This is a genomic window from Rhodococcus sp. NPDC003383 (assembly GCF_053589115.1).
This window is the reverse complement of sequence record NZ_JBSFRG010000003.1, coordinates 270,296-289,212: the sequence shown is the minus strand read 5'-3', so window position 1 is coordinate 289,212 and position 18,917 is coordinate 270,296. Positions and strand designations below refer to the sequence as shown.

Here is an 18,917-nt window from a genome sequence, read left to right as displayed (position 1 = left end):
AGGGATCGGCGCGACGGACTGGCTGATGAAAATCCTTGCCGCGCACGGACGCACCTGGCTCACGATCGGCGTGGACGGCGGTGGAAACGACCCGGAACTCCGGGCGATCCACGACGAGGTGGACAACCGAGCCGCCGAACGGGTCCCCGAAGCCATCGGATTCACCGGTTCCGGGGACGCGCGCGACACCGCGCCGGCGACCGTTCGTGCCTACGGCGGGATGGTGAAGTCGGCGATCCGGGAGTAGGTGGACCGCAAGGCACTCAGCCAGGACCAGGTGCGTGACCTGCTGTGCGAGACGTTGATCGTGCTCGGCGAACGGATCGTGCGGTAGCACCGGCCGAGTGCCCGGGTGTTCACCACCCGGTGTCGTAGCCGGGTTCGCTGTGCAGGTCGAAGTTGCTGTACCCCCCGTCCACGTCGAGTCCGCTCTGGGTTTCGAAGCCGACTTCACCGCTGACACCGATGCCGGGGATCCCGCCGTCCACCGGGCTTGCGGAGAAGTCGACCCCGAACTCGACACCCGCCTGAACTCCGCCGTATCCGGAAGCGGATGCGTCGACGGATTCGATCTCGGCATCCATGGTGCCGGTCTCGGCGTCGGTGGTGACGTCGATGTCGTCGTAGGTGCCGTACACGTCGAACCGGCCGCCGGCCGCGACCTGGCCACCACCGCCGACGCTGACCTGAGGTACGCCACCCGGTGCGCTGATCGACACCTCGACGCCGCCACCCACCGCGAGGCCGGTGTCCACGTCGACGCCGCCGCCGACCACGTCGATGGACAGGTCGACCGATTGGTTCGGGTCGTTGATCATGCCGCTGACGTCGATGCCGAGGCCGGACGCGGTGCCTGTCGGGTCCTGGGTCGTCGAGGGGGCGGTCGATTCCGGGGCCAGACCCGCGTCGACGGCGGAGGGTGCACCGCCCGGGTAGGTGTCGGTGGTTGCTGCGGTCGGGTCGGTGCCCGGTGCGGGAGTGGTCATCTCGATTCCTTCTTTACGTTCCGGGTGAGAGCGGCCGAGTGGGTCGCTCCGAAGGTTCGAGACGCGGAGAGGGCGAAATGTTCCCGGAGTCGCCGGGTGAATTCGGAGCGGAGGCTCGAGGGTCTCTGTGGGAAGCGAAATATCAACCCGCAGAGAAGTTTCGGAACCCAGGGAACATTGCCGGGGCGACCGCGCTCTCATCCGTGAAGAGCGCAGACCGGTCACCTCTTCGTCAATGAACACACACTGTGAGGAGAACTCGGATGAAGAAACTGATCGCATCGCTGGCCGTCGCGGTGGGCGCCACGGCCATCGTGGCCGGAGCCGCCGGAACCGCTTCGGCAGAAACACGATTTCCGGTGAAGACCGGACTGGCCAGCTACACGGACTGCGCCTATTGGATCATGAGCAACGGAGCTGCCGGCCACGTCTACGACTGCCAGGAAGGCTACGGAGGGTGGGCTGTCATCTGGTTGGCGCCGTGAGTGGCGGGCCGGTGACCCAGTAGTGCAGTGACAGTGGACTCCGGCATCCGGCGGGTTGCGCCTTGCGCGGGGCTCGCGTTCCGGACCCGACCGGGTGCTGGAGTCCACACAGTCCCGGCCGATCGGCCCGGGCAATCGGCACAAACCCTTCCACCACAGGTGCAACGTGTTCTAGATTCGTGGTCGGAGCCCGACGAAACGGACTCGGACGGTTGCAGGAGGGGATTCGGGATGCAGTTCAACCTTGCGGATGTATTCGAGACGGTCGCCGCCGCGGTGCCGGATCGCATCGCGCTCACCTACGAAGACCTGAACCTCACGTATGCGCAACTGGAAGCCGAATCCGACCGCACGGGACAGCTCTTCGCCCGCGCCGGAATTTCCCAGGGCGATCATGTGGCGCTGTTCCTCAAGAACAGCGTCGAACACGTCACGAGCATCCTCGGCCTCATCAAGATCCGAGCCGTGCCGATCAACGTCAACTACCGGTACACCCCCGCGGAACTCGAGTACATCTTCACCAATTCGGATTCGGCGGCGGTCGTCGTCGAGCTTCCGGAACATCAGCGGGTGCTCGCGTCCCTGCTCGACAGTTGTCCGCTGATCCGGTCGGTCTTCGTGGTGGGCGAGACCGAGGACGAGCTGCGGGAGGCTGCCGAGCGCCGGTCCGTCGCCGTGACCTCCTTCGCCGACGCACACGATCTGCCCGCCGAGGCCGAGTTCCCGACGCGCTCGGGAGACGACCTGTACCTGCTCTACACGGGTGGCACGACGGGATACCCGAAGGGTGTCATGTGGCGGCACGACGACTTCTTCCGCAAGCCGCTCTCCGGCGGCAACCCGTACGGCACCGAACCGCGCAAGGATCTCGCCGAGGTGGCGGCGGGAGCGAAGGAGTTCCCCGGCCTGGCGTTCCTCATTGCAGCACCCCTCATGCACGGTGCCGCCCTGTACTCGCTGTTCACGTTCTTCACGCTCGGTGCCCGGGTCGTGCTGAGGCGGGATTTCGACGCGAAGAAGGTCGTCGAGTCCATCGAGAAGGACAAGGTGCAGGTGATTCTCATCGTCGGGGACGGTATGGGATTGCCGTTGGTCGACGAGATGGAACGCAGGAAGGGCGAGGTCGACTACAGTTCGCTGTTCTCGATCACCTCGGGCGGCGCGATCTGGTCGACGAGTGTGCGCGACCGGATGCTCGCCGTGAAACCGGATCTGTTGTTGCGCGACAACTTCGGTGCCTCGGAATCCGGCAACGACGGCGCGTTCGACGTCGACGAGGCCGGGAATCTGCGGATGCCGCCGTCGCCCAACATGATTCTCGTCGACGAGCGCCTCGAGCAGATTCCGCCGGGTTCGGACGACGTCGGATACATCGCGCGGATCGGCAACGTCCCCCTCGGCTACTACAAGGACGAGGAGAAGACCGCCAGGACGTTCCCGACCCGCGCCGACGGTACCCGCCTGTCGATCCTCGGCGACATGGGTCGCGTGGAGGCCGACGGCACCATCGTCTTCCTCGGGCGTGGCTCGCAGTGCATCAACACCGGTGGCGAGAAGGTCTTCGCCGAGGAGGTCGAGGCCGCACTGCATGCGCACCCGGCCGTCGCGGACGCCCTCGTCGTGCCCGTGCCGGACGAGCGCATGGGGCAGGCTGTCGCCGCGGTCATCGCCACCTACCCGGACACGGGCGAGTTGACGCTGGAAGAGGTGCAGGAGCACTGCCGCAAGTCGTTGGCGGGCTACAAGATCCCGCGTTCGATCGTCGTCGTCGACGAGGTGAAGAGGACGCCGGCCGGCAAGGCGGACTACCGGTGGGCGACCGCTCAGGCAGCCCGGTAGGGAAGCCGCCGGGCGTCGTCACCGGTCGTGCGGTTCGTGCTCCCAGTACGTCCAGTACTGCATGGAACCGGGAGCGGTGCCCAGGTCGATGTATGCGCGTCGTCTCCAGACGACGCGCATCCACACACGACCGCCGTCGGTGGTGTCCACCGGTCGCCAGGCGAACCAACGGTGGGCCGGGCCGTAGGTACGGACGGTCATGCCAGGCCTCGAATGATTCGTTCCGCGATCTCGTTCGCGTCGGGCACTAATTTGTCGGTCGTGTGCGTCGGGCCCGGCCTGGTATGCAATGTTTCTCCTGAATCGGCACTGAGATCTCGGCGCGGAACACCCGCAGTGCATGTTTCCGCTGCCACGTGATCGACCGGAATGTCCGGCTCGTTACGCATAAACTTGAAGAAACTGCAGGTCACAGACAACTCGGCTGTGGGCGGACTTCAGTCGTCGCGTCCGACGCCGCGAGCAGGTGCGCTCATGTCCCCGGTCTCCGGCGTGCCGGCGGCGAGTCCGTAGCGCAGGTACACGGTGCCCTTCCCGCTCGCTGCCGGTGGTTCGAGGAGGGTGAGGTTCGTGGGCACCGCGCCCCCGTCGAACACCTTCTTCCCGACGCCGAGCACGATCGGGTGCACCCACAGGTCGAGCCGGTCGAAGAGTTTCTCGCGCAGGAGTGTCTGCACCAGGTTGAGACTCCCGACGACCTTGATGTGCTCGTGCCGGTCACGGATCTCGCGCACTGCGGCCGCCAGATCCGGGCCGAGTTGCGTGGACCCGGCCCACGAGAGGTCGGGTCTGCCGCGGGAGGCCACGTATTTGGGGACGCTGTTGAAGAGCGTGGCGATGGCGTTGTCCTCGCCGCCCTCCTGATGCGGCCAGTAGGCGGCGAAGAGGTCGTAGGTCCGCCGGCCGAGCAGGAGAGCGTCCGTGCCCTCGTACGCGGCACCGACCTGTGCTCCGGTGACCTCGTCGATCAGGGGTGCCTGCCAGCCGCCGAACTGGAACCCCACTGGGTCCTCGTCGGGACCGCCGGGTGCCTGCCCGACGAGGTCGAGGGTTGCGAACAGTTCGATGTCGATGAGTCCCATTCCGTACTCCCGTAGGTTGGTTGTCTCGGTAAGAGGGGTAGACCTTCGGGCCTCGGCAGAATCATCGCTGCGCTCGCCGTAGGTCATCGGCTCACGCAGGCACCTCACTGCACAACGATCGTTACTTCCGCCGGCGTTGCTCGGCGACGTCGTCGAGGAACCCGAGGATCTTTTCGGCCGCCGAGTCCAGAGCGCTGTTGGTCTTCTTCTTGGCGGCGCTTTCGATGGCCTTGCCGCCGATGTCGCCGACGATGTCGGGCAGGCCCTTCGGTTCGGTCTGGGAGATCTCGAGCCGGTTCACGGCCTCGGCGAAGCGCAGGTAGGTGTCGACGCTGGCGACCACGATGCGGGCGTCGATGGTCACGAGCTCGATGCCGACGAGCGACACTCGCACGAACGCGTCGATGACGAGGCCCTTGTCCAGAATGGTGTCGATGACCTCCGCCAGGCCGGACGAGTTCGGTCGGGCCATCGTCCCGCCGCCTCCATTACCGCCGGGTTGGATCGATGTCATGGCGGTCACTCCTCATAGTGCGGTGCGCGCAGGTGCGTAAAGACGTTGTGGAGCAACGCCTTACATCCCGGCCATTGGTTGGAGGCTTCCGGCGCCCCTGGCTCACCCTTCCATCATGCTCCTTCGAAGACCCGCCTCGATGACAATCCTCGACACGGCCGTCGGAATCATCGCAATGCTTGCCCCGAGGGCATCCCGAACGGCCGGAAGGCCACGGCGCCCCAGTCCCGCCACGGCGGGCACGGTGGGGGAGTGCGGCCGTTCAGGAAGCGGATCGTCGCGTCCTCGAACGCCGCCGATGCGGGCAGGTTCGCATGGGCGACGCGCGCCGGGCACCCGTTTCGTTCGACATCCAGTCGGTGGTCCGTCATCAAGGGCAGATCGGCGGCCGAAGGCGGGCTCATGGCACGTACATTCTTCGGAAGTCGCTGAGCGAGAATCGATTCCGCTGTTCCCGCCGTACCGAGCAGGTCCCGCGCCGCGGGGGAGTCCGGGTCGAAGTGGAAGTCGGCCAGGCCGGCGGACGATGCCGCGACCCGCAGCAGGTCGCCCAGGACGCGGCCGGGTTCGTCCACGTGCGGTGGAGGGTAACCGGTCGGGGTGCTCGAAAAGGCGCCGACCAGCAGCAACGCGTCGACGTCGACCCGGCCGGTGGCGGCGGCTTCCCACACCACCCAGACGGCGTGCGAATGTGCGGCAACCACCAGAGGGCGAGGCAACGCGGACGCCTGCTCGACGAACAGATCGACCTGCTCCCGGAACGGCCTCTCGGTGTCGATCGGCCCGTAGGGGGCACCGGTGCGGATCGGACACGTCGCGTCTTCCTGCGGCTGCCCGTCACCCGGACCGGCATACGAGAAGTAGTACACCTGCTCGCAGCGGTAGCCGAGGCGGTGCACGTCCGTCGCATGGATCACGCTCCGTCCCGACGCCGAGTTGATTCCGGCCACGATCAACAGCGAACCCGGTTGCGGCGGACCGGGTTCCGGTTCGTCGTACCCGCGGGTCGCGACGAACACGATCGACACGGCGGTGAGCACCGCGACGAGCGCGGTCAGGGCTGCTCCCGGTCGCCGCGATGCCGGGCGGTCCATCATCGCGATCGTCAGCCCGGTCGCGACGGCCGAGACCGGCACGAGCGGCACGGTCAGGACCGGGATTCGATCGGCCACCGCACCCAGCGCCAGGACCACCGCACAGTACGGCAGCATCACCTCGACCCGCAGCCCACGCCGCCACGTCAGTGCGACGGCCTCGCGCAACCGGGGACGGCCCTGCCACGGCACCGGGCCGAGGGTGAGTACCAGCATCCCGATCAGGGCGACTGCGGGCCAGAACAACCGCGAGTACAGGACCGCGTAGGCGACGGCATCGGCGAACGCCGCCACCAGCACCGGCCCGAACGCAACCGCGTAGAACAGGGCGGCGAACCGCAGGCGCCGGGCGTCGAGGCCACCCAGCAGCCACGCCATGAGCACCACCCGGACCGCGGTCACGACGGCGAGCAATGCCAGGAACACCGGCCACGACGACGCCCGCGACAGCAGGAGCCGCAGGTCGGTGAACTGATCCAGCGGCGGCAGCGCCACCAGGTGGATCAGGCCGGGCCAGGTCGGGATCGCGCCCGTCGCGGCGAGCAGCACGACGAACGCCGCCGTCGCCGCGAGCGGCCACCAGCGTCCCTTGCGGCGCGAGCCGGATCGCGGACCGGCTCCGGTCAGGGGGTCTTCGTCCGTCTGTCCACTTCCTTCTCGACGGCGACGGCGAGGTCGTGGACGACCCTGGAGTGCCATTGCTTGTGCGCCTCGAGATCTGCGGCGAGCGCGTGACAGTCCGGGCATTCCTGCGCCGGGCCGGTGTGCTGGGTGTGCTCCATGGCGATGCACCTCCTGGAAAGGAACCGCCTCCACCGTGGCACGAATACGGAAGGTAATCCACGGGGGCACGCAGCGCAGGCAGCGGATACCGTGGCGGAGGTGCAGACGGTAGGGGTCGACCTCGCGGCGGAACCGGGGAAGACGGCGGTCGCCAGCGTCGTCTGGGAAGGTGGCACCGCGACGGTTCGGGAATTGCGGCTCGGCGCGACCGACCGGGAGGTCGTGAACGCGGTGGTCGCGGCGGACCGGAGCGGCATCGACGCGCCGTTCGGATGGCCCGACGCGTTCGTCGACTTCGTCGCCGCACACCACCGCCTCGAGTACTCGCGCGAACGCGCCCTGAGCAGCCGCTCCGGACGCCTCCCGTTGGTCCGGCGGTTGACCGACCGTTTGGTGCATGCCGAGACGGGGATCGTCCCGCTGAGCGTGTCCGCGGACCTCATCGCGCATGTGGCGCTCCGGTGCGCGGGACTGCTCGCCGAACTCGAGGCGGTCGGGGTCGATGTCGACCGCGTCGACGGTGCCGTGGTCGAGGTCTATCCCGCCGCGGCGTTACGGGGCTGGGACCTGCCGTTCAAGGGTTACAAGAGCGCGAAGAACCGCGAGGCGCGGGCGGCGTCGGTGGCTGCACTGGAACGAGCCCTTCCGGAACTGGATCTCGGTGGCTTCCGGGACCTCTGTATCGACTCGGACGACGCGTTCGATGCGGTTGTCGCGTGCCTTGCCGCACGGGCCGCAGCGCTCGGGAGAACCACCCGCCCCGATGCGACGCAGCGCGCGGTCGCCGTCCGGGAGGGCTGGATTCATGTGCCGGTGTGCGGAATCCGTGAGTTGCTCCGAGATCAGGTGTAGCGGGCGAGGACGAAGTCGGTCAGCCCCCTACGGATCGCGTCGAGGGCATGTTTCTGGCCGCGCCGAAGAACGAAACCGGGGACCGGCACCTTCGGATCCAGTGACATGGTGACCTGCACGCGGGTGCCGTGTTCGCTCGGTTCCAGTGCATACATCCCGTCCTGGCTGCGCTGCATCGTGCTGTCGACCAGAGTCCAGGACGTCGACCGTTCGGTCCAGTCGTGTTCGATCGTCTGGGTGTCGGAGAACCCGAACAGCGACAACGTCATCCGTATCCGGCGTGGGCGGCCCTCGGGATCCCGGGTGAGGACCTCGACGTTCTTGTGGGCCGACGACCATTCGGGAATGTGTTCGACATCCTCGAGCGCGCGCATCACCTGCTCGGGTGCGGCGTCGATGTCGAATCGGTCGGAGACGGTGACCGCCATGCTGGGTACTCCTCACCGGTGTCGGATTGTGGAGTCCGCGTACCCGGTCGAGGGGTGGGCCAATCGTCGGTCAGTAGGTACGGCGCAGCCGCATCCGGATCGGCCGCCCGTCCGGGTCGACGATCAGCCGGTAGACCAGGGAGGCGGCAACCTGTTGCCACTGCGGCGGCACATCGATGTGGTGGCGGCGCAGCCGGCCCGCCGGCCTCGTACCCGCCGACGGTGCCTTGTGCCAACGGTCCAGGGCATCGACGCTGGTTCGGACGACGTCGAAGAACTCGTCCAGATCGATCAGATCGGCGTCGTCACCGTCCTTCCTGCCGAGATGCTCCCGGGCCAGCTCGAGACGCAGATCGCGAGCGAATCGACGGGCGCCGTCACCGAGTCCCGACGGGTCGACGGGCGCGCGCGTGTCCCGCGCGGTGTCCAGCACAGCGGCAGTCAGTTCCGAATCATGGGTCCAGGAACGCCGGTTGAAATTGTCGCTGCCGACCGCCGCCCACGTGTCGTCGACGATGCACACTTTGGAGTGCACGTACACGGGGATGCCCCGGTCGTTCTCGAGGTCGAGGACCAGCACGCGATCGCCGCCCGCGTCACGGATGGTCTCGAGCGCCGACGAGTGCCCCAACAGCGCGGACGGGATGGTGATGGGGCTGTCTTCGTCGAGGAATTTCGGGACGACCGCCACCAGGCGCAGTCCCGGTTCGCGGCGCAGTGCCTCGGCGAACACGCGCGCCACATCCTCCGACCACAGGTACTGATCCTCCACGTACACCAGACTTCGGGCCCGGTGCAGCGCCTTCGCGTAGGCCTGGGCAGCGCTCCGCTCCCCGTCCCTCGCAAACGGATACGCAGGCCGGCGACGCGGATAGGTTCGCAGCAACTGCACCGAACAGGTTCCGCACGGAGCGGGTGGTGCAGCGGGAGGAGGCAGTTCGGACGGGGAGCGGGTGACGCCTCGCAGAATGTCGGGCAAGGCGTGCCACGGCAATCGGGACAACGCGGCGGGGTCTTCCCAGCGCTCACGGAAGACGTCCTCGACATCGCGGACGGCGGGTCCGTGGATCTGCAGCTGTGCGTCGTGCCATGCCGGGGTCTCGCCGTACTCGGGTGGAAACGGTCGGCTCATCGGATCGCCGAAGTGGTCGGCGTCGTCGCGTCGTGCCCGCGCGAGGTCGATACCGCCGACGAACGCGACGTCCGGCGTGTCCGGGTCGGCGTAGCGCACCACGACGAGTTTCTGGTGGTGACTGCCGAAGGTGGGAACTCGTTGGTCGAGGATCACCTCGCCACCGGCCGCCTCGAGTATCTCCGCGAGCTTGCGGTTGCGGCGGCCGGGATAGCCCAGCGTCTCGATGTGCGAGCGCCACATCATGCCCTTGACGATCGCGCCGCGGCGGGCGGCGGCGGCGAATGCGTCGGCCACCGTCACGCCGTCGACGAGCTGTTGATCGGGGTCGCCGCGCCAATCCGTGAACAGCACCAGGTCATTCGGTCCGGCGCGGTGCAGGGCGTCCGCCAGCGCCGCGAAGTACACCTTGCCGTGGACCAGCGGAATGACGTCGTTGCCGTCGGTCCATAGCCGAATCCGGGTGTCGCTGTTGCCCCGTTCCTCGCCGCTGAGAAACCAGGGATGGGCCGGATCGAAATGCTCACGGCGTCCCGTCAGTGCGAAGCTGGATCGGTCGAACACCGACGAAACGCGGCGCGCGAGTACGCCGAGTCGATGCAGCTCGGTCCCTACCGTTGCTCGAATCAGGTTCCGGGGCATCCGGGTATCTTCGCACGACCCCGGCAGGCGAATGCGGTTCGCGCGTCTCGCAGTCGGGTCGACCTCGGCGTTTCCTACCCCGCCACATCACACCGTGGCAAGGACGTACGAGAGGACGAATCCGGCGGCAGTGCTCAATGCGACCGTCGGGCCGCCTTTTTCGTAGGCCTCGGGCATGAGGGTGTCCGCCAGGGACGCGAGCACCGCACCGGCGGCGAAGGCGAGCGGCAACGAGATCGTCTCGGGTGCACTCGAGGCGAGGGGTCCGGCGCCCACGACGACGGCCAGAGTGAGCAGCACGGCGCAGATCACCCACGTGCCGAGGATGAAGGTCTGGGATCGGCCCTGCGCGCGCATGGACGCGCTCCCGACCAGTGCTTCGGGGCGGCTCCGCTGACGGAGGCGGTGGAGGGTGCCTTCTCCGTCGCGGCGTCGAGGTCGAGCTTCTCGCTGCCTTGCGACTGGCGGTGTCTGCCTCGGCCAGCCGGTCCAGTTGCCGGTTGAGGAGGGTGAAGACGATCGCGCCGACCGCGAGTCCGAGCGCGGCGCGCCAGATGCCGCCCTTCTCGTACGACTCTTCGAACAGTTCGAAGGTCAACGCGGTGATCAGTGCGCCTGCGGCGAACGCCAGCATGGCGGCGAGTGCACGCTTGGGGATGGTGAACCGTCCGCCGACCAGCGCGCCGAGGACCAGGGCGCTCGAGGCGATCACTCCGAAGATCAACGACTCGATGATGACGCCACCTCTTCCCTCATACCTCGGTAGCCGAGGAGACCACTCCGACGAGTCCCGAGTACCCCGTTTCGGAGGCACCGCCCACCTGTAGCCGGGAAACGGATCCGCTCGGCCGCCAGTCGTACACTGCGACGATCGAGCAGGAGGATGACTGGTGGCCAAGCGGATACCCGCGAATTCGGACTCGCCTCGTAAGGCAGGATGGTGGCCATGCAGACTGCACCCTTGACCTTCGAGTCCTCCGTCGTCGTTTCCGCAACACCGGACGAGGTGTACGCCCTCGTCTCCGATGTCACCCGCACGGGGGAGTGGTCTCCCGTCTGCGCGGAGTGCTGGTGGGACGAAGGTCAGGGTCCCGAGGTCGGTGCCTTCTTCACCGGGCGGAACGTGACTCCCGAACGTACCTGGGAGACACGGTCGGAGGTGGTCGTCGCATCCCCGGGTCGTGAGTTCGCGTGGTCGGTCGGTCCCGGTTTCGTGCGCTGGAGCTATCTGATGAAGCCCGCGGACGCCGGCACGGAGCTGACGGAGACCTGGGAGTTCACCGAGGCCGGGCTGAAGTTCTTCCACGAGCGGTTCGGCGCCGATGCGCCCCGCGAGATCGCCGGACGGGAACAGGCCGCCCGCAGCGGTATTCCCGCGACATTGGACGCGATCAAGCGCATCATCGAGGGCTGACGCCGGGCGCTTTCGTCTTTCCTGTTTCCACGAGCGGATACCCCGGAAGGGCGGAGTTCGCGGATCAGTGCACCGAGAGCGACGATCGGACCCGGCCCACCATCGAATACGCGGCGATCATCAGCAATCCGACGTAGACGTCGTTCTCGAACCAGCCGAACACGGTCTGCTTTTCCGCGGTGAACGTGGTCGGGTAGTAGAAGACGCTGATCGCCAGCAGCACGACGAGGTAGGCGAGCACGCCGATCCGGGCCCAGGCTTCCTGTCGGCGCGCGAGCCACACCGAGCCGAATCCGACGGCGTAGAACAGCCAGGCGGCAGGTGTCGTCACGGTGAAGGTCGGGTCTTCGATGCCCGCGGCCGCTGCGTACACGGTGTGGACCGCGGACAGTGTGAACGCAGTGGCGAGCACCCACGGGACGGCGTTGGTGGTCGCGGTGGCGGGGGATGTGGTGGTGGCGGTTGCCATGGACGGCTCCTCGTGTCGGGCGGCTCTTGTGGTCGCCGTGTGCATCGACACTCGGTCGAACGGCCGGCGGGTGACAGCCACAGCGGCGAAGTGTGGGGGCAGTGTGGGGGTGACGTGGATGGGAGTCGGACGCTGCGCCGCGCAGGCTGAATGCGTACCGATCACAACCACTTCGGAGGTTCACATGACCGCCATCAGCCCTGCTTCCCCGTCTCTCCCCGATGTCAACGAAATGTTCGTCATCCACCGCGTCTTCCGGCGTGAGTTCACCGCGCTGCCGAAGCTGATCCGGGCCGTTGCCGAGGGCGACACCACACGCGCTCGGCTGGTCGCGGAGCACCTCACACTGCTTCTCGACGGGCTGCACATGCATCACACCGGCGAGGACGCGGTGCTGTGGCCGCTGCTCCAGGTGCGTGCCGCTCCGTCGACGGCACTCGTCGAGACGATGCAGCACCAGCACGGGATCGTCGAGAGTCGCACCGAGGGGGTCCGGGCGCAGAATGCGGCCTGGGCACAGGCGCCGACACCGATCGGCGGCGAGCAGCTCGCGCGGACGGTCGAAGGCCTGGCGGCCGCGCTGTTCGAGCACCTCGAGCTCGAGGAACGGGAGATCCTGCCGCTCGTGTCGTGCCACATCACCGTCGAGGAGTGGCAGAGCCTCGGAGACCACGGTCGTGACGCGATGTCTCCCCGGCAACTCCCGCTGATGTTCGGCGCCATCCTCGAAGAGGCCGACGACGACGAGCGGGCCCGGATGCTGGGACAGTTCCCGATCCCGGTGCGTCTGTTCCTGCGCACCGTCGGTGCCCGCCTGTACCGGCGCTACATCACGCGCGTGCGCGCCGCGTGAGTTCGTCTGCCAGGTCGGCGAGCTCGGGCGCTGTCGCGGTGCGGCCGGCATCCCAGGCTTCCTGGAAGGCGGCCTCGCCGAGGAGGCTGCGCGCGGTGGCCAGGTCCTGCGCCGCGAGCTCACGGGACACCGGGAACCGAGGGTCTATCGCGTCGGTCACCGACAGGGACGCCGACGCAGCGAAGAGCATGGCGGCGGCCCGCGGTTCGCCCAGCTGCACGGCCACTCCGGCCAGGGCGGGCAGCGCATAGCTCAGCGTCCAGCTCATCCGCGAATCCAGCGACCGGGTAGTGGACTCCGCGAGCAGCGCAGCCGTGCCGGCGGTGTCACCTCGGAGAGCGGTGACCGTGGCCCGGCGATTCAGGCTGGTAGCGAGGGTGAAGTCGTTGCCGATGCTTCGCCCGATCTCGAGCGCACGGCCGAGCACCCGGTCTGCCTCGTCGAGATCTCCGCGAACCAGCGCGAGCTGTCCGAACGCGACCAGCGTGTGCGCCTCCTCCCACCGCAACCCGGCTCCCGACGCGCCCACCAGCGCTTCGTCGAGCAGGTCGCGGGCCCGGTCGAGGTCACCGGCGAAGATCGCGGCGTGCCCGGCCAGGATCGCCGCCTCGACTGCCAGGGGGGCGTCGCCGACACGGCGTGCCAGCGGCACCGCAGTCCAGGCCACCTCCCGCATGCCGGCGATGTCGCCGGTGGCGAACAGCAGACCCAGCCGGCCGACCAGAGCTCGGGCGCGGACCGCGTCGGATCCCTGCACCCTCGCCCGGTCCAGCCACTCGAGCCCTTCACGGGCATGGCCCCGCAGGGCGAGGTAGATCCACACGGTGGCCGCCAGCTCTGCGGCATCGTCGCTGTGGCCCAGCTCGAGCAGGCGCAGGAAGGCCGAGCGCAGATTGGCGTGGTCTGCCTCCAGGCGATCGAGCTCGGTGCACAGGCCCGGACCGCGCAGCCGCGGTCCCGCGTCGAGGGCGAAGGACCGATACCACCGGGCATGACGATCAGCGGCAGCCGCCGACCCTCCGGCGGCGACGAGTCGCTGTCCGGCGTACTGGCGGACCGGCTCGAGCAGCCGGAAGCGTGGTTCGTCCTCGGGCGGCGTGCTGAGAGAGATCGGGCTGGGGGCGACCAGCGAGTGGGCGACGAGCACGGTGAGCGGGGCGAGCACGTCGTCGAGGCCGGTCACCGCGGCAGCGGCGTCGAGGGTGAAGCCGCCGGAGAAGACCGCGAGCTGCTCGAACACCGCAGCGTCGGTGTCGTCGACGAGGTCGAGACTCCAGTCGAGCGTGGCCGTCATCGTGCGCTGGCGTTCGGCGAGATCACGGGGACCGGGGGGTACCTCGTGGACTTCGAGGCGAGCGAGCAGCGCCGCCGGTGGCAGCAGGCGGGCGCCCGCCGCGGCGAGCTCGAGTGCCAAGGGCAGCCCCTCGAGGTGACGGCAGATGGCGGCCACGACCGGAGCGTTATCCGAGTCGAGCACCAGCTCGGCTCCCGCGGCGGCAGCGCGGTCGAGAAGAAGCTGCACGGCCGCAGACGCTTTCACGTCGTCGTACAGGTCGGATCGGGGGAGATGCAGCGGGCCGAGACCGACCTCGTACTCGGCCCGGACGCGCAACGCCGCACGACTCGTCACCAGCAGCATGAGCCCCGGGCACCGGGTCAGCAGATCGGCCACGTCGGGGCCCGCGTCGAGGAGGTGCTCGAAGTTGTCCAGGAAAACCAGCGCACGACGACCCGCGAACGCGGCGACCAGCCGTTCGGTGACTCCGCCCGCGCCGCGCTCGGGCAGGTCGACCGCGGCGGCGAGTTGCGGCAGGACCTGTGCCGGATCGCGGACCGGTGCCAGGTCCACGGCGACGGTGACGTCGTACGAAGGAGCCAACTGCTCCAGCACCGCGAACGCCACGCGGGTCTTGCCGACGCCGCCCGGCCCGGTGACCGTGACCAGGCGCCTGCCCGACGACACCAGTGCAGCGATGCGTTCGATGTCCCCGTCCCGGCCGATCAGGTCGGTGGCCGGCGCGGCCACCGACCAGGTGCCTGTGCGGCGCGGCGCGGGACGCGCGGAAGCGGGAATCGCAGCGCTGAGACGGTCGCGGTCGGCGTCGTCGAGGTCGAGCGCGGCGGCCAGTGCCCGGACCGTGTGCGGGTAGGGACGCTGCCGCTCCCCACGCTCGAGCGCGCTCACGGCCTTGACCGAGAGACCGGCTCGTTCGGCGAGCTCCTCCTGGGTCAGGCTGCGGGACTTGCGCAGACGCTGCAGGACGGCACCGAAGCTGTTGTCGTTCGCCTGCGTCACAGCAGGGACGGTAGCCGACCGGCGGCACCATCACACGCTTCAGGGAAGAAGTGGGGCGTGGGAGAAATGCATTTCGAAGTCGGTGCTCAGGTGGGGAGAGGTGTTCACCGATGGCGGTTCGTGCTGGGCTGCACGCGGATTGGGTTGGTGACCGGTCGGCGATCACACTCGGGTCGCATCGACCGTTCTCCGACCCGACGCCGTGCGACCCCCCGAGGAAACGCGACGCGGACTCACGTTCGTGCCCAAGGAGATTCGTGACGCACGACCGGTGCTCGACCGTGGAGGCACATGTATGAGCGGATCCGCTTGGCCGTCGGTCACACGCTGTGACGATCGAACCAGCGAATGGTTGGCGATCGAGCGGATACCCGAGAAGGGAGCACTCCGGCGGATGAGGAGTGGATGGAGGGGTGTTCACCTATTCCGTCTTGCCCCGGCCCGAACACGGGTTCGCGAAGCTGACCAGTCGGTAATCACAACGAGCCACACCCGCCGATCACGCGGATCCGAACGCTGTCGTCGCAGTCCGGTCGGTCGAGAGCTCATGAGCCGGCGGACGCGCAGGAACGGCACTCCCAGTAGATCGGTCGCCATCTCCTGGACCTACTCCGGTGGTGTTGCGGGAGACTTGCAGACGCTCGACACCTCGGCGCGCAACTGTGCCCACTATCCTCTGCGGTGTTTGGCGCGAGCAGCAAACTCGTCCAGGACGCGGACCACGTCTTTGGCTTGCCAAATCCGGTTCCGCCGGCCATCGGTGATCTGGGCGAGTATCTCCGCGTCTACCAACCGATCGATCGCGATCTGCGCGTTGGCGCCGGTGACCTCGAGGGTCGAAGCGACAAGCTTGCTGTCCACGACCGGTTGACGAAGAAGGAGGTCGACCAGTCGGTGCGCCGCTGAGTCTCGCCGCGCCTTTACGCGGGTGCGCCAGTCGGCACGAACCGATTCCAGGTCTCGGACGAGGTGACGACCATTGGCGATCGCAGCAGATGACGCGTCCACGATCGAACGCACGATCGGCTCGACGTTACCCGAGCGGTACTCGCCGAGCGCCTCGAAATACTCTGCAGTGTTGTGGAGTAGACCCGCGGAGACCGGAACGGTAACGCTGCGCGTGAGCCGTCCACCGCGAAGCATTGCCTGAATCAGTGCGCGACCGACACGCCCGTTCCCGTCAATGAAGGGGTGGATGGTTTCGAACTGCGCATGCGCGATCGCGATCTGCGCCATTACCGGCAGATCGACCCGATTGGAGAAGACGATCAAGTCGTCGATCAGTCCCGAAATATGGTCATGGTGCGGGGGCACGAACTGTGCGGTGTGTGGCCCGAGACTCCGCCCGCCGATCCACACCTGTTCCCGTCGCCATCGACCGGCGATGTTCGGATCGTCGTGCTCGAGCAGTGCCCGATGCATCCGCAAGACCGCCTGGGTGTCGATGGAATCGGACAACTCCAACGCGGCTTGCGTCGCTCTGACGTTTCCGACTATCAGACGGGCATTGCGGGAAGCATGCTCGCCGAGTTCAGCCAGCGCGATCTGCCGCGCTCCGCTCGTGAGATTTTCGATTTCCGAACTAGACGCACTCTCGGTGCGGAGCAGGATGGATGCGAACGGAGCGGTGATGTGACCGACCTCGACGTCGAAACGGGTGAGTTCCGTCGCTGCTTCCTCTGCAAGCGCCTGCAACTCGTCGTTCAGTGAGATCGATTGGTGCGCAATGAAAGCTGGCACTGCCGCACGGTAGGGGCCCGAGGTGAGGTGGCGCTCGCGTCGGGCCCCGTAGTTGCCCACCGAGCTGACCCACGGACGTTGCTCGTAGGCAACGGGGGGCCACGATGGACCGTCGTCAACCGATGGCACCCGGATACCATACCATTGGTTAGTATATTAACCAATGGTATGAGTTCGGCGGACGCGCGGTTTGCGATGCAACCGTCGGGCGTGCCGGCCTGGGTTCTGGGCCGATACCGACCGTCCGCTCCCGGCTCGGCCCGGTGATGCGTCTCCCGGTCTATGACGCCGGCGGGTTCACGCAAGGGCACCGGAGGACTCTCCCGCGGTGCGGGGCGCCGGGGGAAACGATCCCGAAGCCGCCAGTTGATCGCCGATCGCGCCTACAACAACGTCCGCAACGACACGTTCGCGCTTCCGGTCTGGAAGCTCGGGTACACCACGATCTACGACCTGCACCCGAACCGGTGTGGCATGCATCCCGGACCCGAAGGCACGCACACCTTCTGGATCGACGGGGTCCTGTACGCGGACAGCCTCCCGGAAGGACTGTACGACCTCGACCCGATCGCCATCGACGTGTCGAAAGACGACCGTGAGCGGGTCGAGCGCCGGCACCAGGCGCGGCAGGCGTACGCGTACATTCCGCACGACGCGCGCCACCCCGATGAATCACGCAGCTATCGCGGGCCCGCTGCCCAGCCTGGGCGGCTCCGCTGCCCGAACAACCCGAAGTCGATGAGGGCGCCGCAGAGCGTCCCGACGACCTCGTGCACTCGCGGCGAGGAATGCGGGTGCGGACACACGATCACCTTGTACGACTCGGACTACCCGGATATGCGGATGCAGTTCCAGCACGGCACCCTTGCGTGTGAGATGTCGTATCACCGCAGGGTCGGGATCGAGAGTGTGTTCGCCGATCTGAAGCAGAACCGGCTGCATGTGCATCGCGGGTACTTCCGCGGTTTCGGGATCGGCCGGTACACGGTGCTTGTCGGCTTCACATTTGCTGCGCTGACGTGCTCGAGCTGCACGACTGGTTCTGCAAGCGTGTGCGTCTCGATCCGCGGGGCCGGTTCCTCGGTGAGCCGGAACCGGTGCGCGCAATCGGTAGGCGTCGTCTCGCAACGCGATCGCGCGAAGAGTCCCCGGTGAGGATCCGATCCGGCAGATAGCGACCCCTGCCCCGGTAGCGAAATCCACGGGTTCCGCGGTTCGACTTCGGCCACCTGGTGAAATTGCCATCGCGTCGACGCCGCGAGAGCACGACTCGGCTCAGTCTGTAGGGGAATCGCGTCATGGTGGAGCCGATGACGGGAATCGAACCCGCGTATTCAGCTTGGGAAGCTGATGTTCTACCATTGAACTACATCGGCACGCTGGGCTTTTGCCGATTTTCACCGGCTCGTCCCTAGCTCGTCGCACACTGTATCAGACTCCCCGCGACCTCTGTCACCATGTCTGCGACGTGTGTCGCCGGCCGCTCACATGAGGGCGCGGCCGGTCCGGATCCGCCACCGCATGTCGGCCAGGAGCAGCCGGTAGGGGGCTTCGCGGACGGGAACGGGGAGGCGTTTGTTGACCTTGCCGATCGCGCGCATGACCCGGTCGAAGCGACGCTGGTCGCGCGGGCTCCACGCCAGACGCATCTGGTCGCGGAACAGCGGCGGGAGGAACCCGGCGGTGAAGAACAGATTCATCCGGCCGAACAGCCGCGACGCCGGCCCGGGCACGAATTCGAGCTTCGTGATGGACAGCAGGTGCTCGCGGATCCTGTCGTCGATGTGGACCTTCTTCAGGCCCTCGTTCCAGTACTCCTCGAACGCCTCGCGGTCGACCGGCCACATGTCCGGCTTGACCTGCAGGGTGGTGCCGAACCGGGCGCCGTTTTGGTAGAAGTAGTCGACGTGCTCGTCGGCGATCGGCCCGTACAGCGCCCGGTGGACGTCCTCGAATCCGCGGTAGATGCACGACGCGACCCACAGCTGCAGTTCCGGATCGAATGCGTTGTACTTCACCGGGCTCTCGGCGGTGGAGCGGACCTGCCGATGCGAGCGATTCACGGCGTCGCGGAACAACTTTCGTTCCTCCTCGGTGCCGCGCGCGGCGACCGCGAGGTAGCCGAGGGTGGTGCGGGTGCGCTTGAACGGGTGATCGAAGAGACGTCCCGATTCGACGCGGCTCTCGAACACGCCGTAGCCGACGCCGGGCCACGACAACTGCATGATGATGTTCGCGGCTCCGGCGGCGAGGCCGATGCCGTCCATCGTGTCGTCGAGTCCTGCCGGTTTCTCCGTCGTCGTCACGC

General features: G+C 67.5%; 20 protein-coding genes and 1 tRNA gene. 7 read left to right on the top strand and 14 right to left on the bottom strand.

The window, feature by feature from the left end; all coding sequences use genetic code 11:
* Positions 1–25: 25 nt before the first annotated feature.
* Positions 26–247 (top strand): hypothetical protein, encoded by a 222-nt coding sequence (locus ACWDTS_RS04870; protein WP_450108370.1) that lies wholly within the window; start codon positions 26–28, stop codon positions 245–247.
* Positions 248–356: 109 nt separating this feature from the next.
* On the opposite strand, the gene ACWDTS_RS04865 is transcribed toward ACWDTS_RS04870, so the two are convergent.
* Positions 357–986 (bottom strand): hypothetical protein, encoded by a 630-nt coding sequence (locus tag ACWDTS_RS04865; protein WP_450117695.1) that lies wholly within the window; start codon positions 984–986, stop codon positions 357–359.
* A gap of 263 nt (positions 987–1,249) precedes the next feature.
* On the opposite strand from ACWDTS_RS04865, the gene ACWDTS_RS04860 reads away from it, so the two are divergent.
* On the top strand, positions 1,250–1,471 hold the full coding sequence (locus tag ACWDTS_RS04860) for a hypothetical protein (protein ID WP_450117694.1): 222 nt from the start codon (positions 1,250–1,252) through the stop codon (positions 1,469–1,471).
* Between the two features lie 231 nt (positions 1,472–1,702).
* Entirely contained in the window at positions 1,703–3,310 is a 1,608-nt protein-coding gene (locus ACWDTS_RS04855) for an AMP-binding protein (RefSeq protein ID WP_450117693.1), read from the top strand.
* Positions 3,311–3,328: 18 nt separating this feature from the next.
* Here ACWDTS_RS04855 and ACWDTS_RS04850 read toward each other — a convergent pair whose 3' ends face one another.
* The 5 genes from ACWDTS_RS04850 to ACWDTS_RS04830 form a co-directional block, all read right to left on the bottom strand.
* On the bottom strand, positions 3,329–3,511 hold the full coding sequence (locus ACWDTS_RS04850; RefSeq protein ID WP_248673702.1) for a hypothetical protein: 183 nt from the start codon (positions 3,509–3,511) through the stop codon (positions 3,329–3,331).
* A 236-nt stretch (positions 3,512–3,747) separates the two neighbouring features.
* Positions 3,748–4,392 carry a dihydrofolate reductase family protein gene (locus tag ACWDTS_RS04845; RefSeq protein ID WP_450117692.1) on the bottom strand — a complete coding sequence of 215 codons (645 nt, stop codon included), beginning with the start codon at positions 4,390–4,392 and terminating at the stop codon, positions 3,748–3,750.
* 121 nt (positions 4,393–4,513) lie between these two features.
* On the bottom strand, positions 4,514–4,906 hold the full coding sequence (gvpJ, locus tag ACWDTS_RS04840; protein ID WP_231611528.1) for a gas vesicle protein GvpJ: 393 nt from the start codon (positions 4,904–4,906) through the stop codon (positions 4,514–4,516).
* Between the two features lie 167 nt (positions 4,907–5,073).
* Positions 5,074–6,627 (bottom strand): hypothetical protein, encoded by a 1,554-nt coding sequence (locus ACWDTS_RS04835; RefSeq protein ID WP_450117712.1) that lies wholly within the window; start codon positions 6,625–6,627, stop codon positions 5,074–5,076.
* Complete coding sequence (locus tag ACWDTS_RS04830) at positions 6,624–6,782, bottom strand: hypothetical protein (protein WP_197256456.1); 159 nt, start codon at positions 6,780–6,782, stop codon at positions 6,624–6,626. The genes ACWDTS_RS04835 and ACWDTS_RS04830 overlap by 4 nt, the downstream gene beginning before the upstream one ends.
* Positions 6,783–6,882: 100 nt before the next feature.
* Here ACWDTS_RS04830 and ACWDTS_RS04825 point away from each other — a divergent pair, with 100 nt between their 5' ends.
* Positions 6,883–7,635 carry a DUF429 domain-containing protein gene (locus ACWDTS_RS04825; RefSeq protein WP_450117691.1) on the top strand — a complete coding sequence of 251 codons (753 nt, stop codon included), beginning with the start codon at positions 6,883–6,885 and terminating at the stop codon, positions 7,633–7,635.
* On the opposite strand, the gene ACWDTS_RS04820 is transcribed toward ACWDTS_RS04825, so the two are convergent.
* The 3 genes from ACWDTS_RS04820 to ACWDTS_RS04810 form a co-directional block, all read right to left on the bottom strand.
* Positions 7,626–8,063, bottom strand: a complete 438-nt coding sequence (locus ACWDTS_RS04820; RefSeq protein ID WP_197256461.1) for an SRPBCC family protein — start codon at positions 8,061–8,063, stop codon at positions 7,626–7,628. The genes ACWDTS_RS04825 and ACWDTS_RS04820 overlap by 10 nt on opposite strands.
* Positions 8,064–8,133: 70 nt before the next feature.
* Entirely contained in the window at positions 8,134–9,837 is a 1,704-nt protein-coding gene (locus tag ACWDTS_RS04815; protein WP_450117690.1) for a phospholipase D-like domain-containing protein, read from the bottom strand.
* 87 nt (positions 9,838–9,924) lie between these two features.
* Positions 9,925–10,194 (bottom strand): hypothetical protein, encoded by a 270-nt coding sequence (locus ACWDTS_RS04810; RefSeq protein WP_450117689.1) that lies wholly within the window; start codon positions 10,192–10,194, stop codon positions 9,925–9,927.
* A gap of 580 nt (positions 10,195–10,774) precedes the next feature.
* On the opposite strand from ACWDTS_RS04810, the gene ACWDTS_RS04805 reads away from it, so the two are divergent.
* Positions 10,775–11,251: an SRPBCC family protein gene (locus ACWDTS_RS04805; RefSeq protein ID WP_197256465.1), complete on the top strand. Its 477-nt coding sequence runs from the start codon at positions 10,775–10,777 to the stop codon at positions 11,249–11,251.
* A 64-nt stretch (positions 11,252–11,315) separates the two neighbouring features.
* Here ACWDTS_RS04805 and ACWDTS_RS04800 read toward each other — a convergent pair whose 3' ends face one another.
* Positions 11,316–11,720 (bottom strand): hypothetical protein, encoded by a 405-nt coding sequence (locus ACWDTS_RS04800; protein ID WP_197256467.1) that lies wholly within the window; start codon positions 11,718–11,720, stop codon positions 11,316–11,318.
* A gap of 184 nt (positions 11,721–11,904) precedes the next feature.
* Between ACWDTS_RS04800 and ACWDTS_RS04795 the strand changes: the two genes are divergently transcribed.
* Positions 11,905–12,573 carry a hemerythrin domain-containing protein gene (locus ACWDTS_RS04795; RefSeq protein ID WP_450108377.1) on the top strand — a complete coding sequence of 223 codons (669 nt, stop codon included), beginning with the start codon at positions 11,905–11,907 and terminating at the stop codon, positions 12,571–12,573.
* Here ACWDTS_RS04795 and ACWDTS_RS04790 read toward each other — a convergent pair.
* Positions 12,551–14,869 carry an ATP-binding protein gene (locus ACWDTS_RS04790; protein WP_450117688.1) on the bottom strand — a complete coding sequence of 773 codons (2,319 nt, stop codon included), beginning with the start codon at positions 14,867–14,869 and terminating at the stop codon, positions 12,551–12,553. The two genes, ACWDTS_RS04795 and ACWDTS_RS04790, sit on opposite strands and share 23 nt — an antisense overlap.
* Positions 14,870–15,538: 669 nt before the next feature.
* Entirely contained in the window at positions 15,539–16,738 is a 1,200-nt protein-coding gene (locus ACWDTS_RS04785; RefSeq protein ID WP_450108379.1) for a Fic family protein, read from the bottom strand.
* Positions 16,739–16,975: 237 nt separating this feature from the next.
* On the opposite strand from ACWDTS_RS04785, the gene ACWDTS_RS04780 reads away from it, so the two are divergent.
* Positions 16,976–17,764, top strand: coding sequence for a hypothetical protein (locus ACWDTS_RS04780; protein WP_450108380.1), 789 nt, complete (start codon positions 16,976–16,978; stop codon positions 17,762–17,764).
* Positions 17,765–17,911: 147 nt separating this feature from the next.
* Here ACWDTS_RS04780 and ACWDTS_RS04775 read toward each other — a convergent pair.
* Both ACWDTS_RS04775 and ACWDTS_RS04770 read right to left on the bottom strand, forming a co-directional pair.
* Positions 17,912–17,985, bottom strand: a tRNA-Gly gene (locus ACWDTS_RS04775).
* Between the two features lie 108 nt (positions 17,986–18,093).
* Positions 18,094–18,915 (bottom strand): oxygenase MpaB family protein, encoded by an 822-nt coding sequence (locus tag ACWDTS_RS04770; protein WP_450108381.1) that lies wholly within the window; start codon positions 18,913–18,915, stop codon positions 18,094–18,096.
* Positions 18,916–18,917 lie beyond the last annotated feature (2 nt).